Origin of the sequence: Bacillus sp. S/N-304-OC-R1 (assembly GCF_019749375.1) — a bacterium.
GTDB lineage: Bacteria > Bacillota > Bacilli > Bacillales > Cytobacillaceae > Cytobacillus.
Map to the genome: position 1 here is coordinate 50,794 of NZ_JACWFE010000017.1, position 25,861 is coordinate 76,654.

A 25,861-nucleotide genomic window follows, 5' to 3' on the forward strand; every position below is an offset into this window, starting at 1 on the left:
GATTTTTAATTGTTTTTCGGAAAGTAAATAGTGAATTTTGTTCCGATTCCCTTTTTACTGCTTACTTCTATTCGTCCGCTATGAAGCTGTACGAGCTGCTTTACGATTGACAAACCGATGCCAAATTCACCAAATGCCTCACCTGTTCTTGAAACATCTGCTTTATAAAAGCGGTGCCAAATCGCTTCAATTTCATCCGGGTCAATTCCAATCCCTGTGTCCTCTATTTCAATCACCGTTTCATTTTCTTTCTCATAGCCTGTTAAATATATTTTTCCGTTTTCCGTAAATTGATTGCTATTTTTTACAATATTTATGAGAATTTGGATGAGCCGATCATAATCTGCAATCACATTAATTCGTTCATCGCAATAAATTTCTAAATGATTTTTTTTCTGCTCAGCTTGCATGATCAGCTGTTCTTTAACTATTTCAAGCACTTCCAATAGATTGATTTCTACCTTATTTAGCTTTAGCTGGTTTGAACGGATTTTTTCATAATCTAAATTTTCGTTAACAAGACGAATAAGTCGTTTTGCTTCACGATCAATAAGGTTCATGCCCTGTTCAATACCCTCTTCAGGTATTAAGTGATTTTTTATTCCTTCCGCTAGACCGCTAATGGTTGTTAGCGGCGTTCTCATCTCATGTGATACATCTGCAATAAATTTTCTCCGCCTGTTTTCAAGTCTTTCAATTTCTTCATGTGATTCCTTCAATTTGGCTGCCATATGATTAAAATCTCTAGCCAACTGTCCGATCTCATCTATCGATGATTCAGGAACATGAACATTATAATTCCCTGCAGAAATCATGGAAGTCGCATTACGAATATCTTTAATGCGTTTAATCAAACTTTTTGAAAATACAAGACTGATCAGGATAGAAGCCGACAAAGATATCACAATTGTATACAATAAAAACTTGTTTAATTGACTGATCATTTTCATTGTTCCAGTGATAGGGGCGAGCAAGAGAATCCCCCCGCCTAAATGTTCACCATGCATATATGGGACAGCTACAAGTGAAACTTCCTGACCAAAACGTTTAATATCATGTTTAACGGAAACTGTATTCCCTTTAGAGATTTCAGCCCATTCTGATTCTGTTAATTGAATTAATGGAGAGCTTTGCAATTTGGGATAAACGACCTTCCCATCATAGTTAAAAAGAATATATTTAATATGCCTCGTATTTAACAGCTGACTATATTCATTAAGGAATTGTTCATCCCCCTCAATTCTTACTGTTAAATCCGTTAAGATTTGCTCTCCATATCCTTCAAGCTCTTCAACCTTATTTTGAAAAATATAGCTCTCAACAAAGTGTGAAAAGGACACACTCAAAATAAGAAAAGCTAGTATTAGGATACTAATATGGCTAATTAACAGCTGGTAAAAAAACTTAATCCTCATTACGAGCAACCGTTTCATCAAATTTATAGCCTATTCCCCAAACGGTTTGAATAAATGGCTGATCTGGGGTACCGATTTTTTTTCTTAATCGTTTAATATGAACGTCTACTGTTCGTTCATCTCCATAAAATTGATAGCCCCATACTCGATCTAATAGCTGCTCCCGTGAAAATACTTGCTTTGGATTTTTCACAAAATAATAGAGCAAGTCAAATTCCTTTGGAGTTAAATTTTGAAGAGGAAGCCCATTAAAATAAACCTCGCGTGAATCCTTGCTAATTCTAAAATACTGACTCGTAATCACATCCCCTTCTTCTTTATTCTCAAAGATATCTGTTTGATAGCGTCTCGTTACAGCCTTAATTCTTGCCATTAGGGCAAGCGGGCTAAAAGGCTTAGTGACATAATCATCAGCACCCATTTCAAGGCCGAGGACTTGATCAGAATCACTATCTTTTGCAGTCAGCATAATAATTGGCACCCCGCTAAGCTCACGAATTTTTCTGCAAAGCGTGACACCGTCCATTATTGGAAGCATCCAATCTACAATAATTAAATCCCATTTTTCTTTATTAAATCGATCAAAGCCATCTTGTCCATTATGAACAAAAACTCCTTCATACCCCTCCTTCATAAAGAACATCTCTAGCATAGAACAAACACTTTCATTATCTTCAACAACGAGAATCCTCATTTAAAATGCACCTACCGATATTAAATACTTTTTTCTTAAATGTAATCGAATCTTCTCCTATTTTACAATAAATATATCTTAATACCTTCGTTTTTACCCTTCAGTCCATTTTTTACCACATTCATTTATAATTTATGGACATGCTAAGCATATAAACGAATAAATGATAAAGGAGTGCGTAAGAATGAAAAGAAATTTATTAAGAAAATGGATAATCGGGGTAATGGTAGCCGGTTTCCTGCTTGTTCAAGCATCCCACATTACATATGCAGAAGTAAATCCGCAACATGAAGGAAAGCATCACCACCAGTTTATTAGTGAACAAGATATGGAACGTCTGTTAGATCAAGGATTTTCCAAAAAGGAGATTTTAAAGGCTGCACATATTGCAAAATATACAAACAATAAGGTTGATGATGTTCTAAACGTTTATAAGAAAAATGACTCGTCATGGGACAAAACCGCTGAGCATTACGGGTTAGATATGAAAAAACTTAGAAAAGAAATGTGTGAGCACAAGGAAAAATTTCTCCAGGAGCATAAAGAAGAAGTCATCGAAAATGTAGCAGAGTACTCCGGTAAAAAGGAAAAAGATATTGAGCAATGGGTGAATGACGGCATCCCCTTACGTTTTATCGTAATGGGTGCAGCTATGGCAAAGGTTAGCAATAAAAACTTAGAAGAATTAATTCAAATGAAAAAGGAAGGAAAATCCTTTAGAGAAATAAAAGAAAGCTTAATGATTGATAGAGAAAAACTCCGTGAAGAAAAAAGATCATTAATGAAAAAAATTAAAGAAGATATAAAGGACTAATCATACCCCAATTGGCTGCCGTGTAAATATGGCAGTTTTTTTTCGCATTTACATTTCTATATGCATTATTCCTTAGAATCTAACATATATATTTTGCATATTTTTTACATAATAAAATAAATATCTTCTGTATTTTACAGATCCCTTCGGTGAATTTTTCCCTTCATGTTCCTTCATTTGAGTAATTTCCATATAATATGGAAGACTTTCGAACTTTTTCAAGCTGCATTTCACAGAAATAAGTCGAAGAATGTTATAATTAACTGTATTGACAGCTCATGCTATGACTTAATACTAGAATCCAACAAAGTAATTGGGGGAAACTATATGATTGATTCGACAGAAAATATTGGAGTTCAAGCCGCTGTACATAAAGGCTTGTCAAAAACTAAATTAGTAAAAATTATTTTCTTTATTTGTTTTGGTTCTGTCCTTATGGGGGTAGGAATTGAAGAATTTCTCGTTCCAAATAAAATTTTGGATGGAGGAATTACTGGTATCTCGATCATCCTTTCACATTTAACCGGCATGAAATTAGGTTTATTTATCTTCATCTTAAATATCCCCTTTTTCTATATAGGTTACAAACAGATTGGTAAAACCTTCGCTTTGTCCACTTTATTAGGAATTACTGTTCTTTCTGTTTCAACCGCACTTCTTCATGATGTTCCAGTTTTTACGACTGATCCCCTGCTGGCAACCGTTTTTGGCGGTATTATTTTAGGCGCAGGTGTAGGAATCGTCATCCGATATGGCGGATCTCTAGATGGAACAGAGATACTAGCTATTATTGTTAATAAGAAGCTTCCTTTTTCAGTTGGGGAAATTGTAATGTTCTTTAATCTATTTATTTTCACGTCTGCTGGATTTGTATTTGGCTGGAATCGAGCCATGTATTCAGTTCTTGCCTATTTTATTGCATATAAAACGATTGACATCGTGATCCAAGGTTTGGATGAATCGAAATCAGTCTGGATCATTTCGGAGAATCATAAAATTGTTGGGGATGCAATCCTTGCTAGACTTGGCCGTGGAGTGACGTATTTAAACGGTGAAGGTGCTTACACTGGAGATGATAAGAAGGTCATTTTCTGTGTAATTACACGACTTGAAGAAGCAAAATTAAAAACAATCGTCGAAGAGCTTGATCCTCAAGCATTTTTAGCCATTGCCAATATTACTGAAGTGCGCGGTGGCCGATTTAAGAAAAAATCGATTCATTGATGGAGAAAAGGTGCCAAATACGGCACCTTTATTTTTGATATAGATTATTAAACATCCGTTTCATGAAATAATCATCCTCACACTTTTCTCGTATAAACGGGATTTTTTTACCCTTTTTGATTTTTTTGTCCTTAACAACCCATTCATTATTGCTGCGTTCTAATTGAATAGCAATATTTTGATGATCTAAATTTTTATAGAAAATATATGCGGCTTCGGGATTGCCATGGAAGAAGTAAATTCTTTTTTCCCCATTCGAATCTCCGCCCATATGGTCTTTTAAGCTTTCCATTTGTACATCCCGTTTTCCTGTAATGACGCTATATTTCATTAGATCGATAAAATTCAAATACATACTTTGATCAATAATCTCTTCATACTTATGTCCAAAGCTTGAAAAGATATCTTTCATGACTGCTTCATTATATGCTTTATTTCTCATATCTTTCTTCTGTGCACAGTCAACTGCTTGCTTGTCAGAGTTTAATGCTAGAGCTGTGTTTATGTTCACTGAAAAAAACAGAATGGTTAAGATACTAAGAATAAATCGTAACTTCTTCATACTTTCACCTCATGTGTATTTTTCCAGTGTTCATCAGAAATATTCAGTGCAAAAAAACAACGGTACATTCTATGCCGTTGTTTTAAAAGGTTGTATTCGTAAACTTTGTTTTTTAGACTAACCCGTGGACCGTTCCTTTCCGCTACAGGCACTTCCTTTCCGCGGGGAGGAAGTCGAGCCTCCTCGCCGTTCCGTCTGCGGGGTCTCGACCTTTCCTCTATTTCCCGCAGGAGTCAAGTGCCTTTCGCTCCAATCCACTCTAGCTTTCAATAATGAAAAAAAACTACAATCTTTTAGAAATTAGCCTTTTTAAAAGTCTAATTCGTCTTTTGAGCGGTGAACCTTTTTTGACTTCCGGTTACCTGACATATCTTTCTTTATACCATAGCGCAGCTGCTTCTACCTCTTCAATAGTCAGTTGATGTCCTCTATTTCCCCAATAAATAGAAACGCTTGCATTAGCTTCCTCAAGTAATGATTTCAATTCCTCAGATTCCTCAGGAGGACAAATCGGGTCATTCGTTCCTGCAGCAATAAACACTTCCTTACCTAATAAGACCGGAAGCTCTATTCCTTTTCTTGGAACCATTGGATGATGAAGAATTGCACCCTTTAAAGCATTTTTATAGTGAAATAATAAACTAGCCGCTATATTAGCCCCATTTGAATAGCCAATTGCTATTATATTATCACGATCAAATCCGTACTCTTGTGCTGCTTCATCAAGGAACTGATTTAATTCAGTCGTTCGAAAAATCAAATCGGCTTCATCAAACACTCCTTCTGCAACTCTACGGAAAAATCTCGGCATTCCATTTTCCAGTACATTCCCTCGAACGGTTAATACCGAGGCTTCCCCATCGATTCTTCCTGCTAAAGGCAACAAATCTAATTCATTTCCCCCAGTTCCATGTAATAGCAGAAACGTTGGCTTTGTTAGATCTTTGCCTTTGTTAAAAATATGTTTCATTTTTATCATCCTCCATATTACGAACCTCTACATTCGGTAAGGTCTCTTCCAACTCTCCCCTTTTTGATTCTAACCACGACGGCAGCATCAATTTTTCACCTAACCTGTTAACCGGTTCATCCACTGTAAAACCAGGCTGATCTGTCGCTATCTCAAAAAGAATGCCGCCTTTTTCATGAAAATAAATGGACTGGAAATATTTACGATTAAGAACTTCAGTCGGATAAAATTCTTTTTCTTGAAGAGATAATTTCCACCTATTAAGCTCATCCTCATCACTTGCCCTCCATGCTATATGATGAACAGTTCCTGCTCCCATAAGTCCCCTAACCGATGGTGTTAATTTAATATCTACTGTATTTCCATGCTGTACATCAGATTTAAATCTAAGAATTCCATCTTCGTCACCTAAGCACTGAAGACCTAAAATATTTTCCAATACATCTGCTGTTTTATGAGGCTGTGTTGAGATTAATGTTGCACCGCTAAATCCTTTAATCGCATAGTCGGGAAGGATGCCTCCAACATTCCAATGATTATTTAACCCATCATTTCGTTCTGTTAATTCTATTTGCAGACCGTCTGGATCGCTGAATGTCAAATACTCTTCTCCAAAGCGGAAGGATAAACGATAATCAATACCAAATTGATCCAAGCGAGCTTTCCAAAATTCAATAGATCCTATCGGAACCATGTAACTTGTCACACCAACCTGACCAGTACCGATTCGTCCTTTTAACTGCTTTTCCCATGGAAAGAGAGTAATGACTGTTCCCGGATTACCTGTTTCATTTCCAAAATAAAGATGATATACTTCCGGACGATCAAAATTTACAGTTTTTTTCACGAGTCTTAAACCAAGTACCCCAGCATAAAAATCAATATTCCTTTGGGCATCATTTACCATTGCTGTTATATGATGAATCCCTGCTGTTTTAAGCAACCGTATCATCCCTATTCTTAAGAGAATTGTAAAGACATATTAGAAATTGTGCCTATATTACTGCAATAAAGAGTACTTGCCATGCAAATAAATCTGTTTCCTAAAAACTAGTCAAGTTCACGCACTTCAATTGGTAATAACTCTCTCTCAATCTGTCCTCTAAATTGCTCATATTGGCTTGGCAGCATTAATTTCTCTCCCATTGTATTTTGTGATTCATCATGTGCAAATCCAGGGGGATCAGTGGCAATTTCAAAAAGAATCTCGCCATGTTCTCTGAAGTATATGGCATTAAAATAATTACGATCACGTACTGATGTCACACCATATCCATAATCAGAAACATATTTTTGCCAATCTAATTGGTCCTGATCATCACTAGCTCTCCAGGCAATATGATGTACCGTTCCTACACCCATTTGTCCGGGTCCATTTGAATTTACTTTTAGATCAATTACATTTCCAATATCGGCTGAAGAGCGATAACGAATATAATCTCCTTCTTTGCCAACAAGGTCTAATCCCATAATCTTTTCCAATAATTCAGCAGTTTTGTTTGGCTCAGCAGATAATAGAGTAGCTCCCCCAAAACCTTTAATCGCAACTTCAGGGGTTACATCGCCAAATGTCCAGAAGTTAACCTCCCCTTCCTCTCGCTCAACAATTTCTAAACGTAGACCATGTGGATCCTCAAATGCCAATGCCTGCTCTCCAAAACGCTCTGTTTTAGTGTAGGAAACATTAAACTTATTCAATCTTTGTTCCCAGAACACTATGGCACCGATTGGCACAGCATAGGATGTAACTCCAACTTGGCCTGCTCCGATTTTTCCTTTGTAGGCATTCGTCCATGGAAAAAACGTAATGATTGTTCCAGGCTGACCAGCTTCATTACCAAAATACAGATGATATGTGCCTGGGTCATCAAAGTTAACTGTTTGTTTAACTAAGCGTAAACCTAAAATTCCAGCATAAAAATCTACATTTTCCTGGGGATTACCTACGATTGCAGTTATATGGTGAATGCCCATAGTTTTTTTCTTCAATTTTCTCACTCCCTTTTCTTTTAAATGAAATATACTTTCGATTTATAAATAGGGGACATATTCCAGCCCTGTATAACAGTCCCGAGTGGTTTTCTTCATTCTCTCATTTCTTTATTTATTGTGATCATAAGCATCTATTTTTACTTTCTAATCAATTAAATACAGTGCAATTATATTTAATTAAAATATCTTGAATTAAAGATAATTTTAATACCTAATGTTATTTATGTCAATAATTATCTCAAATAGAACGGCAAGCATCTCAGCTTGCCGTTCTCATGTATTTAGATTAAATTATAAATACTTTCGATGAATCCCTTTCCCATCATACGTAAACAGCATATTTTTTCCTTCTACAATTGTTTCCATGTGGACACTTCTTCCCCAAAGCTGATGAACATACGGCAGCACCTTTTCCAAATATTTCAGGTCAAGTTCGATACCTTCAAACCCGTGCTTTAAGTAAAGCTCACCATTTTTCAAATAATCCCCATCATTTACTGTTAAATAAGGGAATCCTCCGTTCACACGCATACTTACGAGCTGATCCCGAACATTCTCCCATTGTTTATCAACTACTTTATAATCCTTCCCTTGCTTTTGGAAAAGGTACATATCTTCTCTCATTACTAAATCCTTTGTTAAATAGTTGCGAAGGAAAGAAATATCGGATTCAATTTCACGAACCTCGAACATTTTTTCTCGCCCAGATCCTGGCTGTACTCCGCGCTTCTTCATTTCATCTGTTGGATCATTATATCTTTCTTCGATATCTTCAAAGATTTTTAAACCAAGGTAATAGGGGTTAATGCTCGTGCGAGATGGCTGAACAACTCCCGCATTTAGCTTTGCAAACTCCAATGCCTCAGCACTTGTTAGATCCATTTCTCTAAGAATCCGCTGATGCCAATACGATGCCCAGCCTTCATTCATGATTTTTGTTTCGAGTTGAGGCCAGAAGTAGAGCATTTCTTCCCGCATCATCGTTAGAATATCACGCTGCCAATCAGAAAGCTCTCGACTATAGCTTTCAATAAAGAGTAATAAATCCTTTTCAGGCTGTGGAGGGAATTTTTTCTTCCTTTTTATTGGGTCAGGCTTTCTTCGATTCTTTTCATCTAAACCCCATAAATCATCATATGGCGTGGATAGGGTTTGTTCTTCATCTTCATATTCTTGTTCATCTAAATTCCACGCTAGCTTTGGCCTCATTAATGAAGGATCAATATGCTCTTCAATAGCGAGGACTGCATCTAAGAAGGTTTCGACTGCTTTTTTTCCATGCAGTATTTCATATTGTCTAATTCGTTCCGCAGTTGCCGCCATACTTTCAACCATATCTCTCTTTGTATTTTGGAAACGAACATTATTTTTGAAAAAATCACAGTGTGCCAGTACATGGGCAACGATCAATTTGTTTTGAATTAATGAGTTGGAGTCGAGCAAAAAGGCATAGCATGGATTAGAGTTTATAACGAGCTCGTAAATTTTGGAGAGCCCCAAATCATAATGAAGCTTCATTTTATAAAATTGCTTTCCAAAGCTCCAGTGAGAAAAACGGGTTGGCATTCCATAAGCACCAAATGTATAAATAATATCTGCCGGGCATATTTCATAACGCATCGGGTAAAAGTCGAGGCCAAAACCTTTTGCGATTTCCGTAATTTCTTCGATCGCATAATGCAGCTGCTTTCGATCCTCTTCCATCATAGCCATTCCCCCTTTTTGTTCTTATCACAATCTATGAAAAAACAGGCGGAATGATGTGTCTTGAATTATAACAAAAAAGCGGAAGATCGAATCCCCCGCTCCCTGCTTTACTTATCGTTATCATCATCGGCATGATCATATTCAATATCCAGTACTTTACCTGTAACCGCATCAAGCTCAAGTTCGGCTTCACCTTTGCTTGTTTTCAGTTCAATTTCATATATCATTTTATTGTCGTCTTCATCAAGTTTGATTTCAATCACTTTTCCATTTACTTCTTTTTGGGCAATTTCAATTGCCTTTTGTACGGACAAGTAATTTTTTTGAATAACTGAAGCTCCCTTCTCAAAATCATCACTATCATCGGCATCTGCTTTTACTGAAAGCACTTTCCCTGTTTGAGCATCAATGCGAACTTCTACATCCTTAGTCTTTCCTTTTATATCAACTTCGAAGAATTGCTTTCCATTTCCATTTTCTAATTCCACACTCTCTACTTGGCCGACAGCCTTTGATAGAGCAATTTTAATGGCTTCATCGTGAGTTATTGTTTTTTGACTGTTAGTTTGCATTTCTACCTTTGGCAAATCATTTTTTGCAGCTCCAGCAGCTACTGCCCCTCCAAGAATAACAGCTGCAGAAACCGCTCCAATTATTAATTTATGTTTCATTATTATTTCCTCCTTTATTCTTTTCCCTGTACATCTACAATATAGACCTGCAATATTAGAGAAAAAGAATAGGAAGATTAAAAATTGATGAGAATTGCTAATTGAATCTTAGTCATCCCATGTTATCGACAATACTTCCCCTGTTAAAGCATGAATTTGGACTGTCGCTTCCCGTTCATCAGGTGTGTCTATTTCAACGAGGTAATAGCTTAAATCATTATCTGTTTCTAAATCAACATCATCGATTTGTCCCTTTACATGTTTTAATGCAATTTGTTTAGCTTCATCTTCGGTAATAATTACTTTTGCTTCTTTTTCGGATTTTTGAAAAACGATACTTCCTGTAACCGTGTCAGCCTTTAAGATTGTTTTCTTTTCTTTTCCCTGTATGATTACTTTGTATAACTCTCTTCCTTGTTCATTTATTTTAATAAATAAAGCAATCTCACCAGGAAACTCCGAAAGAAGATTTTTTTTAATTTCATTTTCTGTTAAAGACTTGGTCTGTGTTGAGTCTGAAGTTTCTTCCTTTACGCTATTCCCTATGTTTGCTGATGCGACTTTTTTAGTAAAGGAGATGACTTCTCCACTCCCCGCATCTAATATTATTTCATAGTTCGTTTTGTTCCGATCCATTTCCATTACATAGTGATTATTCTCCATCCCAATATCAGTCACAACTCCATTGTATCTTTCTTCCATTAAAGCTTTCGCTTTTTCTTGGGAAAGAGTTTCAGCTGAAGTAGACAGCCGAGGTCCAAATGCTTTAAAACCTATAAATATTATTAAAAGAGCTAATAAAACGATGGATATCCATAGCACTCGTTTGTTATTCAATCATGTCACCCCCCACCTTTTCATCCCTCTATTTTCCTATATGAAAATGAGAATAAGATGAGAAAAAGGAAATTTATTATTTTTTTATATACAGATTCACGATTGTTCCAATACCTTCTTTACTATCAAGAGATAACTGTATATGTATTGCCTCAGCAATTTCTTTTGCTAACGAAAGACCAAGCCCAGAACCGCCGCTTTTACGGCTTCTTGCCTTATCAACTCTATAAAAACGATCAAATACCTTTCGTAAATCAGCTTCAGGAATACCCATTCCCTTGTCAATAATTTTTATAATCACTCTTTCCCTTTCGTTCTCAACAGAAATCGTAATAGGAGACTCACTATATTTTCTTGCATTATCAAGAAAAATGAATAGAAGCTGTTTTAGCTTTTGCTGGTCTGTTTCAACTTCCAGAGAATTTACATGATCACCTTCAATGATTATTTCTCGGTTATACGCATTTTGAAAACCCTTGGCTGTTTGCTTAATAAGATCCATTAAGTTCACATTGGAAAGCTTTAAATTCCATTGTTCATGATGTTTTGCCAGCAGTAATAATTGCTCAGTCATTTCTCTCATACGGATAGACTCTGAAAGAATTGCTTCAATCGACTCATTAAATAGCTCAGGCTCCTTTTGTCCTCTTCGCTTTAGAAGACTGGCATAACTTTCAATTACCGTTAAGGGGGTTTTAAGCTCATGAGATGCATTTGAGACAAATTGTTTTTGCTTTTTGAAATTGGTCTCCAGCAAATCAATCATATGATTAAATGTCTCACCCATTTGGTGAAGCTCATCCTTTGAGTTTTCTTCTAAGGGCAGACGCTTGAATTGACCGCTCTCCCGTATCTCAGTCATTGTTTTAATCATGCTTATTACTGGATTAATCATGAGATTGCTAAGCAGTCTGCTTGATATAAATACTGGTATTAGGGCAAGTAAAGTTACGATAATAAGAACAGCCCTGAGTGTATGTAAATTTTCTATTGATTTCCCCAAGCTTTTTGTAATTTGCAGATTGGCGATATTTCCATTAGGCAAAATAATAGGCATGGAATTAAAAGCGTATATCCGCTTATGTATGATCATTTTCTTATTGACCTCACCTGAGAAATACTCAATCTTTTCATTCCTTAATTCTTGCTCATGTAAGGTTATAGAAGAACGAGTCTTTTTTTTGTCAGGGCTGACAATTCGAATCATTCCTTCCACGGGCAGATAGGTTCTTAGGAGATCATCTTCGGGAATAGTACCAAGATATTGGTTAATCATCTTTGCTGAGATTGCCATTTCATCTTGAGCCGTTTCAAGCTCACTATTTATTACTAAATTACTAAACAAAAAATAAATGGAAAGATTCATTAATACTAACAGGGCAGTAAACATAACAGCAGTATTTAAATTAATCTTATTGCGCAGTTTCATTTTACTTCCTTCAATACATAACCGACGCCACGGATTGTATGAATTAACGTCTGTTTTTCGGGGAGATCAATTTTCTTCCGTAAATATCGAATATATACATCTACTACATTCGTATCGCCAAAGAAGTCGTAGCCCCATACTGTCTCTAATATTTGATCCCGATTTAACACTTGTAATTTATTCTTTAATAAATACGCTAAAAGATCGAATTCTCTTGGCGTTAATTCAATGCTTTCGTCTTCGCGTAAGACTTCTCTTGTTTTTTCATTTAGCTTTAAATCAGCAAGCTGAAGCCAATCTGATTCTTCTTCGATATTTTCTATCGCTTTATTTCTTAATGCAGCCCGTACCCTTGCAAGCAATTCTTCTATTTGAAATGGTTTTGTTATATAATCATTTGCTCCTAAATCGAGCCCTGAGACTTTATCCTCAACTGAATCTTTCGCAGTTAATAATAAAACTGGTGTATAGCTGTCATTCATTCGAATTCTCCGTAGTATTTCAATTCCGCTTAAGCCCGGCAGCATTACATCTAATAAAATCAAATCCCATTTATTCATTCGGTATTGCTCAAGAGCAGATATCCCGTCCATTACCTTTGTTACATGATAGCCTTCATATTCTAATTCCAGCTCAAGGAGGCGGGCAATTTTTTCTTCATCCTCGACAACTAAGATCGATTCTTTATTCACAGTATTCCTCCTTTTGGTTAATCACCAATTATTTAACAAGATTAGCAAAAATATTAAACTAATTCATTATATAAAGAATTGACTTTTTAAAAATAGGCATAAAGAAGGGATAAGGAGCGTCGTACTCTCTTATCCCAGTTACTGTCTAGCTTCAGTGCCTTATTCAACAGTCAACTGAAGAAGCTTCTTGTTTGTTAAGCTATGTGAAACCTTAACTGTTACTTTTTTCAGTTGATTGTTTTCTTTTACATTAAAGATAAAAGAATCCACTACATCTGTTTCAGAAATATTTTGTCTGCCTGCATATTGATATTCAACTACATTTTCTCCAGGATAATCTTCTTTAACAACTGCAATGGCTATGCGGCCATACTTTTCGTATTCATCAGCATTATTTTCCGCAAACGCTAAAGTTTGAACATGCAAGAATAAACAAGCAGTTACAAAAAGATACAGCAATTTTTTCATTACTTTTCCCCCAGTTTGAGAGTTTTTTCTTATTATCTGTTTGTAGCTGATTTTTATGTACCTCTGAAATTCATACGCAAATGTCTTATGTTATACAGGTAAAAGATGAAAACACGATCATATCAGCATGTCCAACATTTACAGTGTAAATTATTTTTTCAAACACATAAGCTATAATCAACTCCTTGAAGAGGAGGAAAAGGACAAATGAATAAATTAGATTATGATCGAGCTCTATACTATGTTCACCGATCAGAGTGGGACAATTTGCTCATCTTAATGGTTAGAACAGAAGACCATTTTCTTTCAAAAAAAATAGAGCATTTCCTTCATTCGTATAACTTTGAGAAAGATTACTCCGTCATTGAGAAACACTTATATTCTTTACTTAGATACATCGACCATGCAAATGCCTACAATGCGATTGACCTGCCTGAAGATTTATACCAGTTACCATAATGAATTCCACCAAAAAAAACACGGTTTTTCACAACCGTGTTTTCCTTTTGCTGACAGATTATTTCTTTCGAAACCCATTTCTCTAACGGCGATAAGAACAATTCTTCAAAATCAGCCCTTTATTTGGACATACATATTCATATACATTTGCAGCTCATTCATTAATTGATCAACTTGTTTTGCCGGTTCTTCATGCAGCCAGTCATTTTCATAATCAAAGCAGTGCGGGTCCAAGACTAGTTGACGAGGAATTACATTGGCATATACTCCCCTGCCAACGGTTCTCATATTTCCTAAAGCATTAATTCCGCCTTTTCCTCCTCCTGCTGCTACAAGTAAGGCAACAGGCTTGTTAGCAAATTGCTCATTCCCAAGGAAATCCAGCGCATTCTTTAGCGCACCACTCATGCCGCTATGATATTCTGGTGATGCAAGAATAATTCCATCGGACTGTGAAACTGCTTCACGCAAGGCTTTAACTGCAGGTAATTGATGCTGTTCCTCTTCCCCATTGTATAATGGAAGATCTCCTTTACTTAAATCAATTAATTCTGCTCCGTATTTCTTCGCAATATATCTTGAAGCAATCCCAGTTCTTCCTTTTTTTCTGGGACTGCCATTAATGATTGTCAATTTCAATTGTATCTCTCCTATCGAATCTTATTGAATGCCGCATTTTTAGTATGGAAGAGATTGTACTTTATCATCGTCGTTTATGTCCATTGTTTTGTTAATATTACTTAAATAATAATAATGCTGTGTTTCATTTTAAAGTAAGTATAAGTATAAGTATTATTACGATTAGATGAACAGGCAATAGGAACTTTGTTCTTGTCAGCATTATTTCATTATACCATTTCTTACTGCAAAGAGGGCTGCTTGAGTCCGGTCTGCAAGCTCAAGCTTGGATAGGAGATTGGAAACATGTGTTTTCACTGTTTTTTCAGTAATAAATAAATCAGCGGCAATTTCTTTATTACTTTTCCCCTTTGCAATTTCCTGTAAAACTTCAATTTCTCTTTTTGTAAGCTCATCGATGGATTTTTTTTCAGAACTGTTTTTTCCAGATAAGTGAGATAGTAAATGGGTTGTTGCTTTTGGATGAAGCTGATTTTCTCCTGTCATTAAATGCCTAATTGCTTTGACAAGCTCATCCGGTTCAATGTCCTTTAACTGATAGCCAGACGCCCCAGCTTCTAAAGCAGGGATTACATGATCCTGGTCAGAAAAGCTTGTTAACATCATGACTTTAATTTCTGGACAAAGTTTTTTTATTTCGCGTGTTGCCTCAATACCATTTAAAACCGGCATCTCCAAATCCATTAAAACAATTTCCGGCTTCAAGCTTACTGCCAATTCCACTGCTTCTTGTCCATTTTTTGCTTCCCCGACTATTTCAATTTCCTGCTGAGTTTTTAGAAAAAAAACAAGTCCGCGTCTTACAACATGATGGTCATCTGCAATGAGAACACGTATGGCCATTTTCTTTTCCCCCTATATCGGAATAATAATTTCTATTTTTGTTCCGTTTTGTTCAGAGCTTTCCAGCTTGAATTGTCCATTTAATGACTCTGTCCGATCACGCATGCTCCTTAATCCTAAAGAAGGTATATTTCTTACATTCCCATCATAATAAAAACCACAGCCAAAATCAGAAATCACCATCATTACTTGATTATTTTCTATCGCTAATGTAAATTCAACCTTAGATTGGCCAGAATGCTTCTTACAATTCGCAAGTGCTTCTTGGCCAATTCTCCATAAAGCTTCTTCTACCTTGCCCGGGAGTGAAATGACGCCCTTTACCTTTGATTTCACATCCAATTCAAGCATTTCTCCGTAGCTCAATAATGCACTAATTATCCCATTCTCGAGCCCTCTTGGACGGAGCTGCCAGATTAATGCTCTCATTTCGTTCAAAGCTTCCTGCGCTAAGTCTTGAATGTATGAAAACGTTTCTTTTATTTCTATATCGTTTGCCATTTCGGCACCGCCTCTAGCTGTTAAACTTAAAGAGAAAAGAAGCTGATTGACCGAATCATGCAAATCTCTGGCAAGCCTGTTTCTTTCAGCAGTTAATGCGTTCTCCTGCTCTCGCTCTGTCAGCTTGATTCGCTTTAAGGCTGTGCCAATTTGAAAGGCAATAGATTCAAGAAGTGCCAATTCTTCATTTGAAAAATGGGTCTTATTAGGAGAACCGACATTTAATATACCAAACCTCTCCTCACCTGCCCGAAGTGGAACAGAGGCATGGTGAGTGAGTCCATTGGTGCCAGCTCTTTTTTCAAGTATGACATCTTCAATTCTTTTGCATTCAATAATATTTATCGCCTTATGCAACCGCCCATTATTAAAGCGGTCAATGCACCAGCAGTCTCCTTTACACATTGGCTCATTATGTTTGGAAGATAAAGCAGGAGGCAAATTTTCATACGCAGCAAGATTATAATTTCCATCAGGCTCTATTAAAAAAATCCATCCTGTTTCCAAACCAGTGACATGCAGCAATTTTGCAAGAACCTCTGATAGGATTGTTTTTATTTCCGTTCCTTCATTTAATAATTCAGCAATTTCTTTTAAGATCCAAATTTCTGAATGATGATTCTCTAAAGCCACCTTTATTCCTCCCAATGGATGCTTCTCCCATTATTATAATACTTTTATACTTTTGCAGCCTTAGCAAATAGATTGAAAACCTCTCCGACTAAAGTTGTAGAAACATGTTAAATGGCAATAAATTTGAATATTATTCGTCTTTTCTTTAAGATAAAAAAGAACCTAGAAGATGGCTAAACTATGACGAAATTTAGAACAAACAATGATAAAGTTTAATTGTTAATTTACAAAATCAAACAGATGGCCCTATAATTTTCTTAGGTATCTAAGATTAAGGAGTACTTTATGAATAATACGAAAGATAATCGAGAATCCCTTTTATTTATTGCTTGGGCTGCCTCTGTTATTGCCATGTTTGGAAGCCTTTATTTTTCAGAAATTCGCCAATATGAGCCTTGTGCATTATGCTGGTACCAACGAATTGCTATGTATCCTTTCGTCATAATTTTAGGAATAGCCGTCATTACGAAGGATTATAGAATTAGCCTATATTCCATGATTCTATCTGGAATAGGTGCCTGTATCTCACTTTATCATTATTCCATTCAGAAGGTGTCATTTCTTGCAGATCATGCTGCATCATGCGGGAGAGTACCATGTACAGGAGAGTACATAAATTGGTTAGGCTTTATTACCATTCCTTTTTTAGCGTTAATTGCATTTATCATTATTTTTATCTGCAGCTTGTTATTATGGAAAAAAACGAAAGAGGTTAAATAGGATGAAAAAGGTTATTATTTTTCTTGCTGTTATTATAGTCCTTTTTGTGGCAGTTGGATTTCTCACAAAAATGCAAAATGAGGAAAAAGTATCTGAGGAAAATCCATATGGGAAGGATACTCTTCACCCTGAAACGATTGCCCAGCTAAATGACCCTAATTATCAAAATCTGATCCTGCCCGAGGAATTAAAAAAGAAATTAGACAATAAAGAAGATGTAACGGTTTATTTCTACAGCCCTACATGCCCCCACTGTCAAAGAACAACGCCCGTGGTAGCGCCATTAGCAACGAAAATGAAGGTGGATCTTGTTCAATTTAACTTGCTTGAATTTGACAAAGGCTGGGATCAATACTTAATTACAGAAACACCGACGATTGTACAATATAAAGCTGGGAAAGAAGTAAATCGTATTACTGGTTACCAGGATAAAGAAGTTTTTGAACAATGGTTTAAAGAAAATAGCCAATAAGAAATAAAAAAACGCCTGCGGATCCATTTTGCAGGCGTTTTCATTGTATTAGATTAAAATCTCATTAGCTGCTTTTGTATAAATGCTGAGGACATCACTCTTCATAATTTTGTCTTTGCAAAAATGTCTGAAAGAAAATGGGAAAGTCAAACCATAATCATGTAAAGTGTAAACATTTTTTTCAAACAAGCCTTCATATTTAAGATCTAAGTGAGAAAGTTCTAATATTGCAATAATTGTTTGTAAACTAGCTATAACTTGATATGCTTCTTTTAATGTTCCAAAATATTCTATATGTCGTGTTGTTGTATGTAATACTTGCTTGCGCTCAAATTCCTTTATTTCTTCATCAAAAAAATAGAGAGGAAACACTTTTGAATAGATTTTTTGAATCAGTTCTTGTATTTTCTGTTCTTGTTCAGGAGTTGATGCAAAAACAACTTTCACATGGATGACCACCTTTTAATCATTGTAACCTGTTCGTAATATATAGAATTAGAATATCATATTTAATAGGTAATTTAGGGTGGTAATTAAACCCAAACAGCTTCCATTTTTGCAATAAAGAAGGAGATGAAACATGATAAAGACCAAGAGGTACGGAGAATGGTTTGAATTAACTTTGCCCCATGAATGGGAAGGTTTTACTATCGATTATATTCTTAGGAATATTTGGAAATTACCAAAGAAACAAATACATTTTATGCGAATGGAAAAACAAGTAAAAATAAATGGAGATCATATTAGCTGGACCTCACCATTAAAAGAAAAAGATAAATTGCAGCTAAAATTTTTTGCCCATGAGGAATTTGGGGTCATTCCAGCCTTTCATGACGTGGAGATTTTGTACGAGGATGATCATCTTATTGTTTTTAATAAACCTGCAGGGATGGATACTCATCCAAACGCCCCTGAACAATCTAACACGCTTTTGAATGCTGCTGCCTATCATCTGCAATCACAAGGAGAAATTCAGGGAATAAGGCATGTTCATAGGCTAGACCGTGATACATCTGGTGCTGTTCTTTTTGCTAAGCATCCGTTTGCAGGCAGTATCTTGGATAGAATGCTGGAGGAGAGAATTATTAAACGAACGTATGTAGCACTTGTTCACGGTATCATTGAAACAAAGAGTGGAATGATTAATGAGCCAATTGGACGAGATCGCCATCATGCTACAAGACGTCGAGTATCCTCTGGCGGTCAGCCGGCTATTACCCAGTACAAATTAATAAAAACATACGGAAAACAGAATTTATCATTAATTCAATGCCGTTTAGAGACTGGTCGAACACACCAAATCCGTGTTCATTTAAGCCATATTGGCCATCCGTTAGCAGGTGATCTTTTATACGGGGGCAAGCCCATTTTCAATCGTCAGGCGCTGCATGCAGCAAAGCTTGAGTTCCCACATCCTTTTACAATGGAAAAAATTATCTGCTACGCAAAAGTTTCCGATGATGCAAAGCTAGCTGATTTTCTAAATGTCGCACCAATTGATTTGAAATAAAAATAAAGGCCGCCTCATCTGCTGAGACGGCCTTAAAATATAATTAATCAGTTGTTTTTCTAAATGCTCTCATAACCATGCTTAGTAAAAAGACTAGAATGACTGCACCGATTATCGCAGGAATAATGGCAAAGTTCGCAATTTCTGGACCCCAGTTACCAAAGATAGCAGTTCCTAGCCATGCCCCAATAAATCCAGCAATAATATTACCAAATACTCCTCCAGGAATATCTTTTCCAACAATCATTCCGGCAATCCAACCAATAATTCCACCAATAATTAGTGACCATAAGAAACTAAACATAATTACACTCTCCTTACTTTTTAGTGTAGTTTTGCTCTAAATTGTCTCTTTCATTCAGCTTAATGTTGTGACCAAATATTACTTTGTACAAGCTTGAAGCTTTATATGTAAGGTACCCAGTTCTGAGTAAATTACACTTTTTTCTTTAAAAAAATTTGAAAACAACTGATCCTCATGAAGAATCAGTTGCATAAATAACACTTCCATATATGTAAAAAATAATAAAGCGATTGCCTTCATGCAATCGCTCAAATCTATATAAACGGCTACTGCCGGGATTTATATATCTAATACCCGAGAAGCATTTGTCCAAAACTGGGCATTCACTAAAATGATTATAATTGGTTAAGTTTCGCATACTAAAAAAAACAATTAAAATCAGCCTAAACATTAATCAGCTCCCAAATTTGTAATAAAAAACAAGTATTTTGCTGATTTATAATAATTTTTTATCTTTTTACGACTTAAAACTATCTAATTCGCCAATTTTCGTATAAAATGATTTCGTTTGGGTGATATTTTTTCAAATGGAGGTTAAAGAATGGCTTTTAAAAAGAAAGATAAATTTAATACACTGTTAAGTAACATCGCCGTAAATGTGAAAGAGGGAGCAAATTATTTTGCCGATTATAAACTAAACAATGTAAGTGATTTAAAACCATTTGCTGAAACAATGAAGGCGTATGAATCAAAGGGAGATACATATGTTCACGAAGTAATAAAAGAATTAAATAATGCTTTTATTACACCTATTGAACGCGAAGATATTCTTCTTCTTGCTATGAGTATGGACGATGTAATTGATGGAATTGAACATTGTGCCGCTTTATTTGAAATGTACTCGATAACTCAGGCAGATGATTATATGCTGAAGTTTGTTGATGCTATAAAAAATTGCTCATACGAGATCGAAAAATCAATCGAGCTGCTAGCAAATAAAAAATTACTGCAAATGCGTGAGCATGCCATAAAAATTAAAGATTACGAATCACAATGCGATATCATACTTCGCCAATCAATTAAACATCTGTTCTCTGTGGAGAAGGATCCTATCAGAATTATTCAGTATAAAGAGATTTATGAGAATATGGAAGAGATTGCAGATAGCTGCCAAGAAGTTGCCAATACTCTTGAAACCATCATCATGAAGAATGCGTAAGGAGCCATAACATATGGATGGAATATTTATTATTACAGTCTTGATTGTCATCGGAGCCTTGGCATTTGATTTTATTAATGGCTTCCATGATACGGCTAATGCCATTGCTACAGCTGTATCAACGAAAGCTTTAAAGCCTAGACATGCTATTATCTTAGCTGCATTCATGAACTTTGCTGGAGCCATGACATTTACAGGTGTTGCAAAAACCATTACAAAAGATATCGTTGACCCATTTACACTGCAAAATGGATCTTTAGTTATCCTGGCCGCACTTATCTCAGCTATCTTTTGGAACTTACTTACATGGTATTATGGCATTCCTAGCAGTTCTTCTCATGCAATTATTGGGTCGATTGCAGGTGCCGCCATTGCAGCTGCAGGGTTTTCTGCAATTCATTATCAAGGATTTCTCAAAATTCTCGAAGCACTCATTTTCTCGCCAATCCTTGCATTTGTCATTGGATATATTGTATATAGTATTTTTAAAGTCGTTTTCAAGCATAATAACTTACCGAAAACAAATCGAAATTTCCGTTTATTCCAGATTTTCACAGCCGCTTTGCAATCCTATACTCATGGAACGAATGATGCTCAAAAAGCAATGGGGATTATCACTATGGCATTAATTGCCAATAATTATGTTACAAGTACAGATATTCCATTTTGGGTACAATTCTCCTGTGCACTTGCAATGGGTCTAGGAACTTCTGTTGGGGGCTGGAAGATCATTAAAACCGTTGGCGGAAAAATAATGAAGATCCGTCCAGTAAACGGAGTAGCTGCTGATATAACAGGAGCAATGATCATTTTTGGTGCTACCTTTATTCATTTGCCGGTAAGTACAACACATGTTATTTCTTCATCAATCTTAGGGGTTGGTTCAGCTCATAGACTAAAAGGAGTTAAATGGGGCACCGCTCAAAGAATGTTAATTACATGGGTTATTACTTTACCTATTTCAGCAACAATTGCTGGGCTTATTTATTTACTATTAAATGCAATATTCTAGAACCCAAATGGCTGGTTTTAAGAAGTTCGGAATACTTCCATGCTTCTTAAAACCATATTTTTTTTACAAAAAAATAGCAGGCTCATTCTGCCTGCAATAAATTAAAAGCTTCCTGGAAGGGAGTCAATTCTCCATCCTTTATCTGTCTTCTTTAATACTACATGCACCATTACCGTAACCAAACTATCACCTAAAGGAATCTTTAGGTCAAATTCTTTCTCTGAACCGACATCCTTTGTTAAATAAATTGCTGATTTCTCATAACTTGCTATTGAACCGCCGTCAGCATTAGGCTGAGCAAGCTTACCATTATGTTCAACGATTCCTGCACTCTCCATATATTGATTTATTGCATCAATTGAATACGCACTTGATAAATATTCAATTAATTTTTCTTTCGTATCCAAATCGCTGCCCATATAACGGTAATCCATATCATTGATTGGAAAGTTTTCAATTAAACCTTCTTCCATTTTTCCGCCGCTAGTCACATACCAGTATTTCCTTACTGCTAATTGAATCAGTTTAAGCAAGATTTGCTCTTCTTGGCTTTTTAATTTCGGGAAATATGCTCCAGGTCTAATAGTTGCTATAATTTGATTTGCTAATTCTAAATCTTTAGGATCTTTAATATTCTCCTTACGAATGCCGTAAGATAATTTTTCAGTCTCTAATAACGGAGTTAATCCGTAATCTTCTATGCTGCTAATCCATTCTTTTGGATATACTTCAATCGTGAATAATAAATCTGTTTGTCCCGTTTCCATGGCTTTGCTTACTCCAATGATATAATTACTCTTCACTCCTTCAACCCCATTTATCATGAGATTATTGGCAAATTTTCTCGGAATATCCATAGTAAAATCAGCTTCTTTATTATAGAAAGGAACCGTCCCGTTGTTTTTAAGTCTATCTTCTATCTTCAGCTTCAAATCTTCAAACTCTGTTCTGGATGGAAAAGTTATTTTTAAATTCATTCCATTTTCAATGGCCTGTAAAGCAAGCTCTGGATATCCCTCTTTTAGCCTTGCGTCTGCAAGATAATACCAATAATAAGGTGCACTGGGAACATGCTTCGCTCGTTCTTCATAATAATCAGAAACGTTAGCAAAATAAGCCGGATAATAGTCTAAATCAGAATGAAAAGCTGTTTGTTCCCACTTCAAAATATCTGTCTTATAGACGTCTGCCATCTCCCTGTTCCAAATAGCAAGTCTAGCCTGTGAATCCTTTTTGTCTTCTGGTAACAGCACTTCCAGTTCATGATAATTAAGCTGAGCTAACTTCTCCAGTCCAGATTCGCCCCATGAAAAAATATCAAGAACATTTCCCGCTGAAGCACCAATTTTCCATCCTAATAATAATTCAGGCTTGCCATCACCCGTTATATCTGCAGAGCTTGCCCAGCTTACTTCATATCCAGTCCCTTTAATTTCTGCAGCTTTGTTCCATTCTCCTTTATCATTCATTAATATAAAGGCGCCAATTTGCTCTTTATTCCCAATAGACTGGTATAGATATATCATTTCATTTGTACCGTCACCATTTAGATCGGCTTTTATAACAGCTTCACTTCCTGCGGGCTGACTGGCGGTCGTTAAGACAGCTCCTATTGGCAATAAATCTTTTGATTTTATTAGCAATGTTTTTTCTAATTCACTTGCAGCTTCTGCATATTGTGGTGCCTGTATTAACGTAACAGGTTCTTGTAGAAAATTACATCCTCCAATCATAAACACACTACAAAGAAGCAGAGTATAAAAACGCAAGCCGCCTTTTCCCATTATTCCACTCCTTTCCCTTCTGTTAAATCCTACATTACAATAGATAGCTCCGAAAATTGTTATTTACTGGTTACTAAATGATTAAAAATGATTACAAATCTAATAGAATAATATAGGTTTACTTCTTGCCATTATCCAAGGAAATGACCGCTGTTGTTCCTTTTCCTAATTCACTTTTTAGCTCAAGAGTTCCACCGTGGGCTTGAATTATTTCATTGCAAATGGCTAGTCCAAGACCTGTTCCTGACTCACGTAGCTTTCCTTTATAAAACTTTTTCGTTATTTCTGGCAGGTCTTCTGGGGAAATACCTTTTCCTGTATCAGCAATTTCAATCATCGTAAAAGCTTCTTTTGTATAAATCTTAACTGTGATCTTGCCATACTGGGGCGTAAATTTAAGAGCATTATCCAAAATATTGATTAAAACTTGCTTCATTCGGTTTCGATCCAGCTTAACGATTAATGAATCAGGCATAGACATTGTTTCCAAGCTAACCTTCTGCCTATTAGCACGAGGGATAATCTGTCCAGTTACTTCAGTTACCAACTTCGACAAATCTTCTTCAGCAAAGACATATTCCACCTTACCAGTTGATAAACTGGACAAATCAAGCAAATCCCCTAGCATCATATTGAGCCGGTCACTTTCATTTGAAATAATCTCAAGACCTTCTTTAAACATTTGATCTTCTGATAGGGAATGCAAAGTAACTGCCCACCCTTTCACTGATGTTAACGGTGTTCTCAATTCATGAGAAACAGATGCAATAAACTCATTTTTCAACTGTTCATGCTTTTCTACCTCTCGGGCCATGAAGTTTAACGTATCAGCTAGCTTGCCAATTTCGTCATCTTTTTTCTTCGGAATCCTAGTTGAAAAAAATCCAGCTGCCATTTGCTCTGCAGCGAACGTAATTTCACTTATCGGCTTTGTAATCGAAACAGCAAGGAAAAAGCTAAAAATAGCAACAAGCACGATGACAATGAATCCGATTCCAGCTAATATCAAAGAGTTGTGTATAAATACTGAATATAAATTGTCAATTGAAGAAATTAAGCGAATGGCACCAATAGGCTCATCATGAACGAATAAAGGCTCTGTGACAGCAAGCAGTTTTTCTTTTCCATTACTTCCTGTCCAATATCCGGTTGTTCCTCCCAAAGCTGCCTTTACATCCTCAAGAGCCGTCAAAATGAGCGGCCCTTGTTCGTGTGTGTTCGCCAAAACACTTCCATCCATATCAATAATTTGCACCTGTGCCCCTACATTAAAGTGATACTGCCTTAGTAGCCCTTCAGCTTGATCTGATAGCATGCCCGTCTCGAAATACTGCTCGTAAAAAGAAGAAAACATCTTTCCTTGATCCCGAAGAACTTGTTTTACTCCCCCCATATAATAGGTGTAAAGAGCTGAAAGAATGATCGTTTCATATAGAACAACTGTAAATATGATTAACAATAAATAACTCCATACGAGGCGCTTTTTTATTCCTTTTTTCATCCAAGTTTCTCGCCTTCCTCAAAGCAGTACCCAAATCCCCATATCGTTTTTAAATATAATGGATTTGATGGGTCATCTTCTATCTTTTCTCTTAATCTTCTAATATGAACATCCACGGTTTTAGGATCTCCAAAGTAGTTTAAACCCCATACTTCATCAAGAAATTCATCCCTGGTAATAGGAATATTTATTTTTTCAAAGAAGAATTTCATAATTTGAAATTCACGAGGTGTTAATTTTAACAGCTTCCCAGATTTGTATACTCTTTGAGTTATTAAATCTAAAGAGTAAGGACCTACTTCTAATTTTGTCTCTTTATCTTGCTTAGATAAAAAGGTTGTGCGTCTTAATACAGTTCTAATTCTAGCTACTAGCTCCAGCGGATTGAATGGCTTAACAATATAATCATCTGCACCTAATTCAAGACCCATTATTTTATCCATATCCTGTCCTCGAGCTGAAACGATAATAATCGGCAGCTGAGGATTCTTTTCTCTAATTGTTGTACAAATCTCAAATCCATCCATATCCGGCAGCATTAGATCAATTATCACGAGTAAAGGATTATGCTCCTCGACAAGCTTAATAGCAAGTTTTCCTTCGCCTGCCTCTATTACGTCGAAATTAGATCTCTGCAAATTAAATGCAATTAATTTACGTATAGACAGCTCATCTTCAACAATTAATATTTTTCCGTTTGTTGTCATCATTTTTCACCCTGTAATTTATTAAATTTTTGACATCTTATATTAGACGTAAGAAACACCAATAATGTAACAACTTCCCATTAATATTTTTATGTAATTAAAATTCCCTCTTGACCTCCCTTTTTCCCCTTTTATTTACATG

Annotated in this window: 28 protein-coding genes; 8 read left to right on the forward strand and 20 right to left on the reverse strand. The window is 36.0% G+C overall.

Annotated features, from left to right (window positions below):
* Nucleotides 1–5: 5 nt before the first annotated feature.
* Both H0173_RS14575 and H0173_RS14580 read right to left on the reverse strand, forming a co-directional pair.
* Complete coding sequence (locus H0173_RS14575) at nt 6–1,415, reverse strand: sensor histidine kinase (RefSeq protein WP_221847262.1); 1,410 nt, start codon at nt 1,413–1,415, stop codon at nt 6–8.
* Nucleotides 1,405–2,109: a response regulator transcription factor gene (locus tag H0173_RS14580; RefSeq protein ID WP_221847263.1), complete on the reverse strand. Its 705-nt coding sequence runs from the start codon at nt 2,107–2,109 to the stop codon at nt 1,405–1,407. The genes H0173_RS14575 and H0173_RS14580 overlap by 11 nt, the downstream gene beginning before the upstream one ends.
* 184 nt (nt 2,110–2,293) lie before the next feature.
* Between H0173_RS14580 and H0173_RS14585 the strand changes: the two genes are divergently transcribed.
* Together H0173_RS14585 and H0173_RS14590 are read left to right on the forward strand one after the other, a co-directional pair.
* Nucleotides 2,294–2,923: a hypothetical protein gene (locus H0173_RS14585; protein ID WP_221847264.1), complete on the forward strand. Its 630-nt coding sequence runs from the start codon at nt 2,294–2,296 to the stop codon at nt 2,921–2,923.
* A gap of 327 nt (nt 2,924–3,250) precedes the next feature.
* Nucleotides 3,251–4,147, forward strand: a complete 897-nt coding sequence (locus tag H0173_RS14590; protein ID WP_221847265.1) for a YitT family protein — start codon at nt 3,251–3,253, stop codon at nt 4,145–4,147.
* A 28-nt stretch (nt 4,148–4,175) separates the two neighbouring features.
* Here H0173_RS14590 and H0173_RS14595 read toward each other — a convergent pair whose 3' ends face one another.
* The 10 genes from H0173_RS14595 to H0173_RS14640 form a co-directional block, all read right to left on the reverse strand.
* A complete protein-coding gene (locus H0173_RS14595) occupies nt 4,176–4,709 on the reverse strand; it encodes a hypothetical protein (protein WP_221847266.1) in 534 nt (177 codons plus the stop codon).
* A 358-nt stretch (nt 4,710–5,067) separates the two neighbouring features.
* Entirely contained in the window at nt 5,068–5,679 is a 612-nt protein-coding gene (locus H0173_RS14600; RefSeq protein WP_221847267.1) for an alpha/beta hydrolase, read from the reverse strand.
* Complete coding sequence (locus H0173_RS14605; RefSeq protein ID WP_221847268.1) at nt 5,663–6,622, reverse strand: ring-cleaving dioxygenase; 960 nt, start codon at nt 6,620–6,622, stop codon at nt 5,663–5,665. Before H0173_RS14605 ends, H0173_RS14600 begins: the two co-directional genes overlap by 17 nt.
* 107 nt (nt 6,623–6,729) lie before the next feature.
* A complete protein-coding gene (locus H0173_RS14610) occupies nt 6,730–7,668 on the reverse strand; it encodes a ring-cleaving dioxygenase (protein WP_221847269.1) in 939 nt (312 codons plus the stop codon).
* Nucleotides 7,669–7,962: 294 nt separating this feature from the next.
* Nucleotides 7,963–9,378 carry a SpoVR family protein gene (locus H0173_RS14615; protein ID WP_221847270.1) on the reverse strand — a complete coding sequence of 472 codons (1,416 nt, stop codon included), beginning with the start codon at nt 9,376–9,378 and terminating at the stop codon, nt 7,963–7,965.
* 107 nt (nt 9,379–9,485) lie between these two features.
* Nucleotides 9,486–10,049, reverse strand: a complete 564-nt coding sequence (locus H0173_RS14620; protein ID WP_221847271.1) for a PepSY domain-containing protein — start codon at nt 10,047–10,049, stop codon at nt 9,486–9,488.
* 108 nt (nt 10,050–10,157) lie between these two features.
* Nucleotides 10,158–10,886 (reverse strand): PepSY domain-containing protein, encoded by a 729-nt coding sequence (locus tag H0173_RS14625; RefSeq protein ID WP_221847272.1) that lies wholly within the window; start codon nt 10,884–10,886, stop codon nt 10,158–10,160.
* A gap of 76 nt (nt 10,887–10,962) precedes the next feature.
* Nucleotides 10,963–12,315, reverse strand: coding sequence for a sensor histidine kinase (locus H0173_RS14630; protein ID WP_221847273.1), 1,353 nt, complete (start codon nt 12,313–12,315; stop codon nt 10,963–10,965).
* Nucleotides 12,312–13,007 (reverse strand): response regulator transcription factor, encoded by a 696-nt coding sequence (locus tag H0173_RS14635; RefSeq protein ID WP_221847274.1) that lies wholly within the window; start codon nt 13,005–13,007, stop codon nt 12,312–12,314. The genes H0173_RS14630 and H0173_RS14635 overlap by 4 nt, the downstream gene beginning before the upstream one ends.
* Before the next feature lie 159 nt (nt 13,008–13,166).
* Entirely contained in the window at nt 13,167–13,475 is a 309-nt protein-coding gene (locus H0173_RS14640) for a DUF3889 domain-containing protein (protein WP_221847275.1), read from the reverse strand.
* A 207-nt stretch (nt 13,476–13,682) separates the two neighbouring features.
* Here H0173_RS14640 and H0173_RS14645 point away from each other — a divergent pair, with 207 nt between their 5' ends.
* Nucleotides 13,683–13,934, forward strand: coding sequence for a YhdB family protein (locus H0173_RS14645; protein ID WP_221847276.1), 252 nt, complete (start codon nt 13,683–13,685; stop codon nt 13,932–13,934).
* 111 nt (nt 13,935–14,045) lie between these two features.
* On the opposite strand, the gene H0173_RS14650 is transcribed toward H0173_RS14645, so the two are convergent.
* The 3 genes from H0173_RS14650 to H0173_RS14660 all read right to left on the reverse strand — a co-directional run bounded on the left by H0173_RS14650 (nt 14,046) and on the right by H0173_RS14660 (nt 16,550).
* Nucleotides 14,046–14,573, reverse strand: a complete 528-nt coding sequence (locus H0173_RS14650) for an NADPH-dependent FMN reductase (protein WP_221847277.1) — start codon at nt 14,571–14,573, stop codon at nt 14,046–14,048.
* Nucleotides 14,574–14,774: 201 nt separating this feature from the next.
* Complete coding sequence (locus tag H0173_RS14655) at nt 14,775–15,416, reverse strand: response regulator (protein ID WP_221847278.1); 642 nt, start codon at nt 15,414–15,416, stop codon at nt 14,775–14,777.
* 12 nt (nt 15,417–15,428) lie between these two features.
* The gene (locus H0173_RS14660; RefSeq protein ID WP_313770652.1) at nt 15,429–16,550 is read right to left on the reverse strand and encodes a GAF domain-containing sensor histidine kinase; all 1,122 of its coding nucleotides are present in this window, start codon (nt 16,548–16,550) and stop codon (nt 15,429–15,431) included.
* A 285-nt stretch (nt 16,551–16,835) separates the two neighbouring features.
* Between H0173_RS14660 and H0173_RS14665 the strand changes: the two genes are divergently transcribed.
* Together H0173_RS14665 and H0173_RS14670 are read left to right on the forward strand one after the other, a co-directional pair.
* The gene (locus H0173_RS14665) at nt 16,836–17,270 is read left to right on the forward strand and encodes a disulfide oxidoreductase (RefSeq protein WP_221847280.1); all 435 of its coding nucleotides are present in this window, start codon (nt 16,836–16,838) and stop codon (nt 17,268–17,270) included.
* A 1-nt stretch (nt 17,271) separates the two neighbouring features.
* Complete coding sequence (locus H0173_RS14670; RefSeq protein ID WP_221847281.1) at nt 17,272–17,742, forward strand: thioredoxin family protein; 471 nt, start codon at nt 17,272–17,274, stop codon at nt 17,740–17,742.
* 48 nt (nt 17,743–17,790) lie between these two features.
* Here H0173_RS14670 and H0173_RS14675 read toward each other — a convergent pair whose 3' ends face one another.
* Entirely contained in the window at nt 17,791–18,189 is a 399-nt protein-coding gene (locus H0173_RS14675; RefSeq protein WP_221847282.1) for a YhcU family protein, read from the reverse strand.
* Nucleotides 18,190–18,322: 133 nt separating this feature from the next.
* On the opposite strand from H0173_RS14675, the gene H0173_RS14680 reads away from it, so the two are divergent.
* Nucleotides 18,323–19,252 carry an RluA family pseudouridine synthase gene (locus H0173_RS14680; RefSeq protein ID WP_221847283.1) on the forward strand — a complete coding sequence of 310 codons (930 nt, stop codon included), beginning with the start codon at nt 18,323–18,325 and terminating at the stop codon, nt 19,250–19,252.
* Nucleotides 19,253–19,295: 43 nt separating this feature from the next.
* On the opposite strand, the gene H0173_RS14685 is transcribed toward H0173_RS14680, so the two are convergent.
* Nucleotides 19,296–19,556, reverse strand: a complete 261-nt coding sequence (locus H0173_RS14685) for a GlsB/YeaQ/YmgE family stress response membrane protein (RefSeq protein WP_221847284.1) — start codon at nt 19,554–19,556, stop codon at nt 19,296–19,298.
* A 541-nt stretch (nt 19,557–20,097) separates the two neighbouring features.
* Between H0173_RS14685 and H0173_RS14690 the strand changes: the two genes are divergently transcribed.
* Entirely contained in the window at nt 20,098–20,715 is a 618-nt protein-coding gene (locus H0173_RS14690; RefSeq protein ID WP_221847285.1) for a DUF47 domain-containing protein, read from the forward strand.
* 13 nt (nt 20,716–20,728) lie between these two features.
* Nucleotides 20,729–21,727, forward strand: coding sequence for an inorganic phosphate transporter (locus H0173_RS14695; protein WP_221847286.1), 999 nt, complete (start codon nt 20,729–20,731; stop codon nt 21,725–21,727).
* Between the two features lie 101 nt (nt 21,728–21,828).
* Here the strand turns inward: H0173_RS14695 and H0173_RS14700 are convergent, their stop codons facing one another.
* The 3 genes from H0173_RS14700 to H0173_RS14710 all read right to left on the reverse strand — a co-directional run bounded on the left by H0173_RS14700 (nt 21,829) and on the right by H0173_RS14710 (nt 25,719).
* On the reverse strand, nt 21,829–23,511 hold the full coding sequence (locus H0173_RS14700) for a DL-endopeptidase inhibitor IseA family protein (protein WP_221847287.1): 1,683 nt from the start codon (nt 23,509–23,511) through the stop codon (nt 21,829–21,831).
* 118 nt (nt 23,512–23,629) lie between these two features.
* A complete protein-coding gene (locus H0173_RS14705; RefSeq protein ID WP_260631198.1) occupies nt 23,630–24,970 on the reverse strand; it encodes a sensor histidine kinase in 1,341 nt (446 codons plus the stop codon).
* 38 nt (nt 24,971–25,008) lie between these two features.
* Entirely contained in the window at nt 25,009–25,719 is a 711-nt protein-coding gene (locus H0173_RS14710) for a response regulator transcription factor (RefSeq protein WP_313770653.1), read from the reverse strand.
* Nucleotides 25,720–25,861 lie beyond the last annotated feature (142 nt).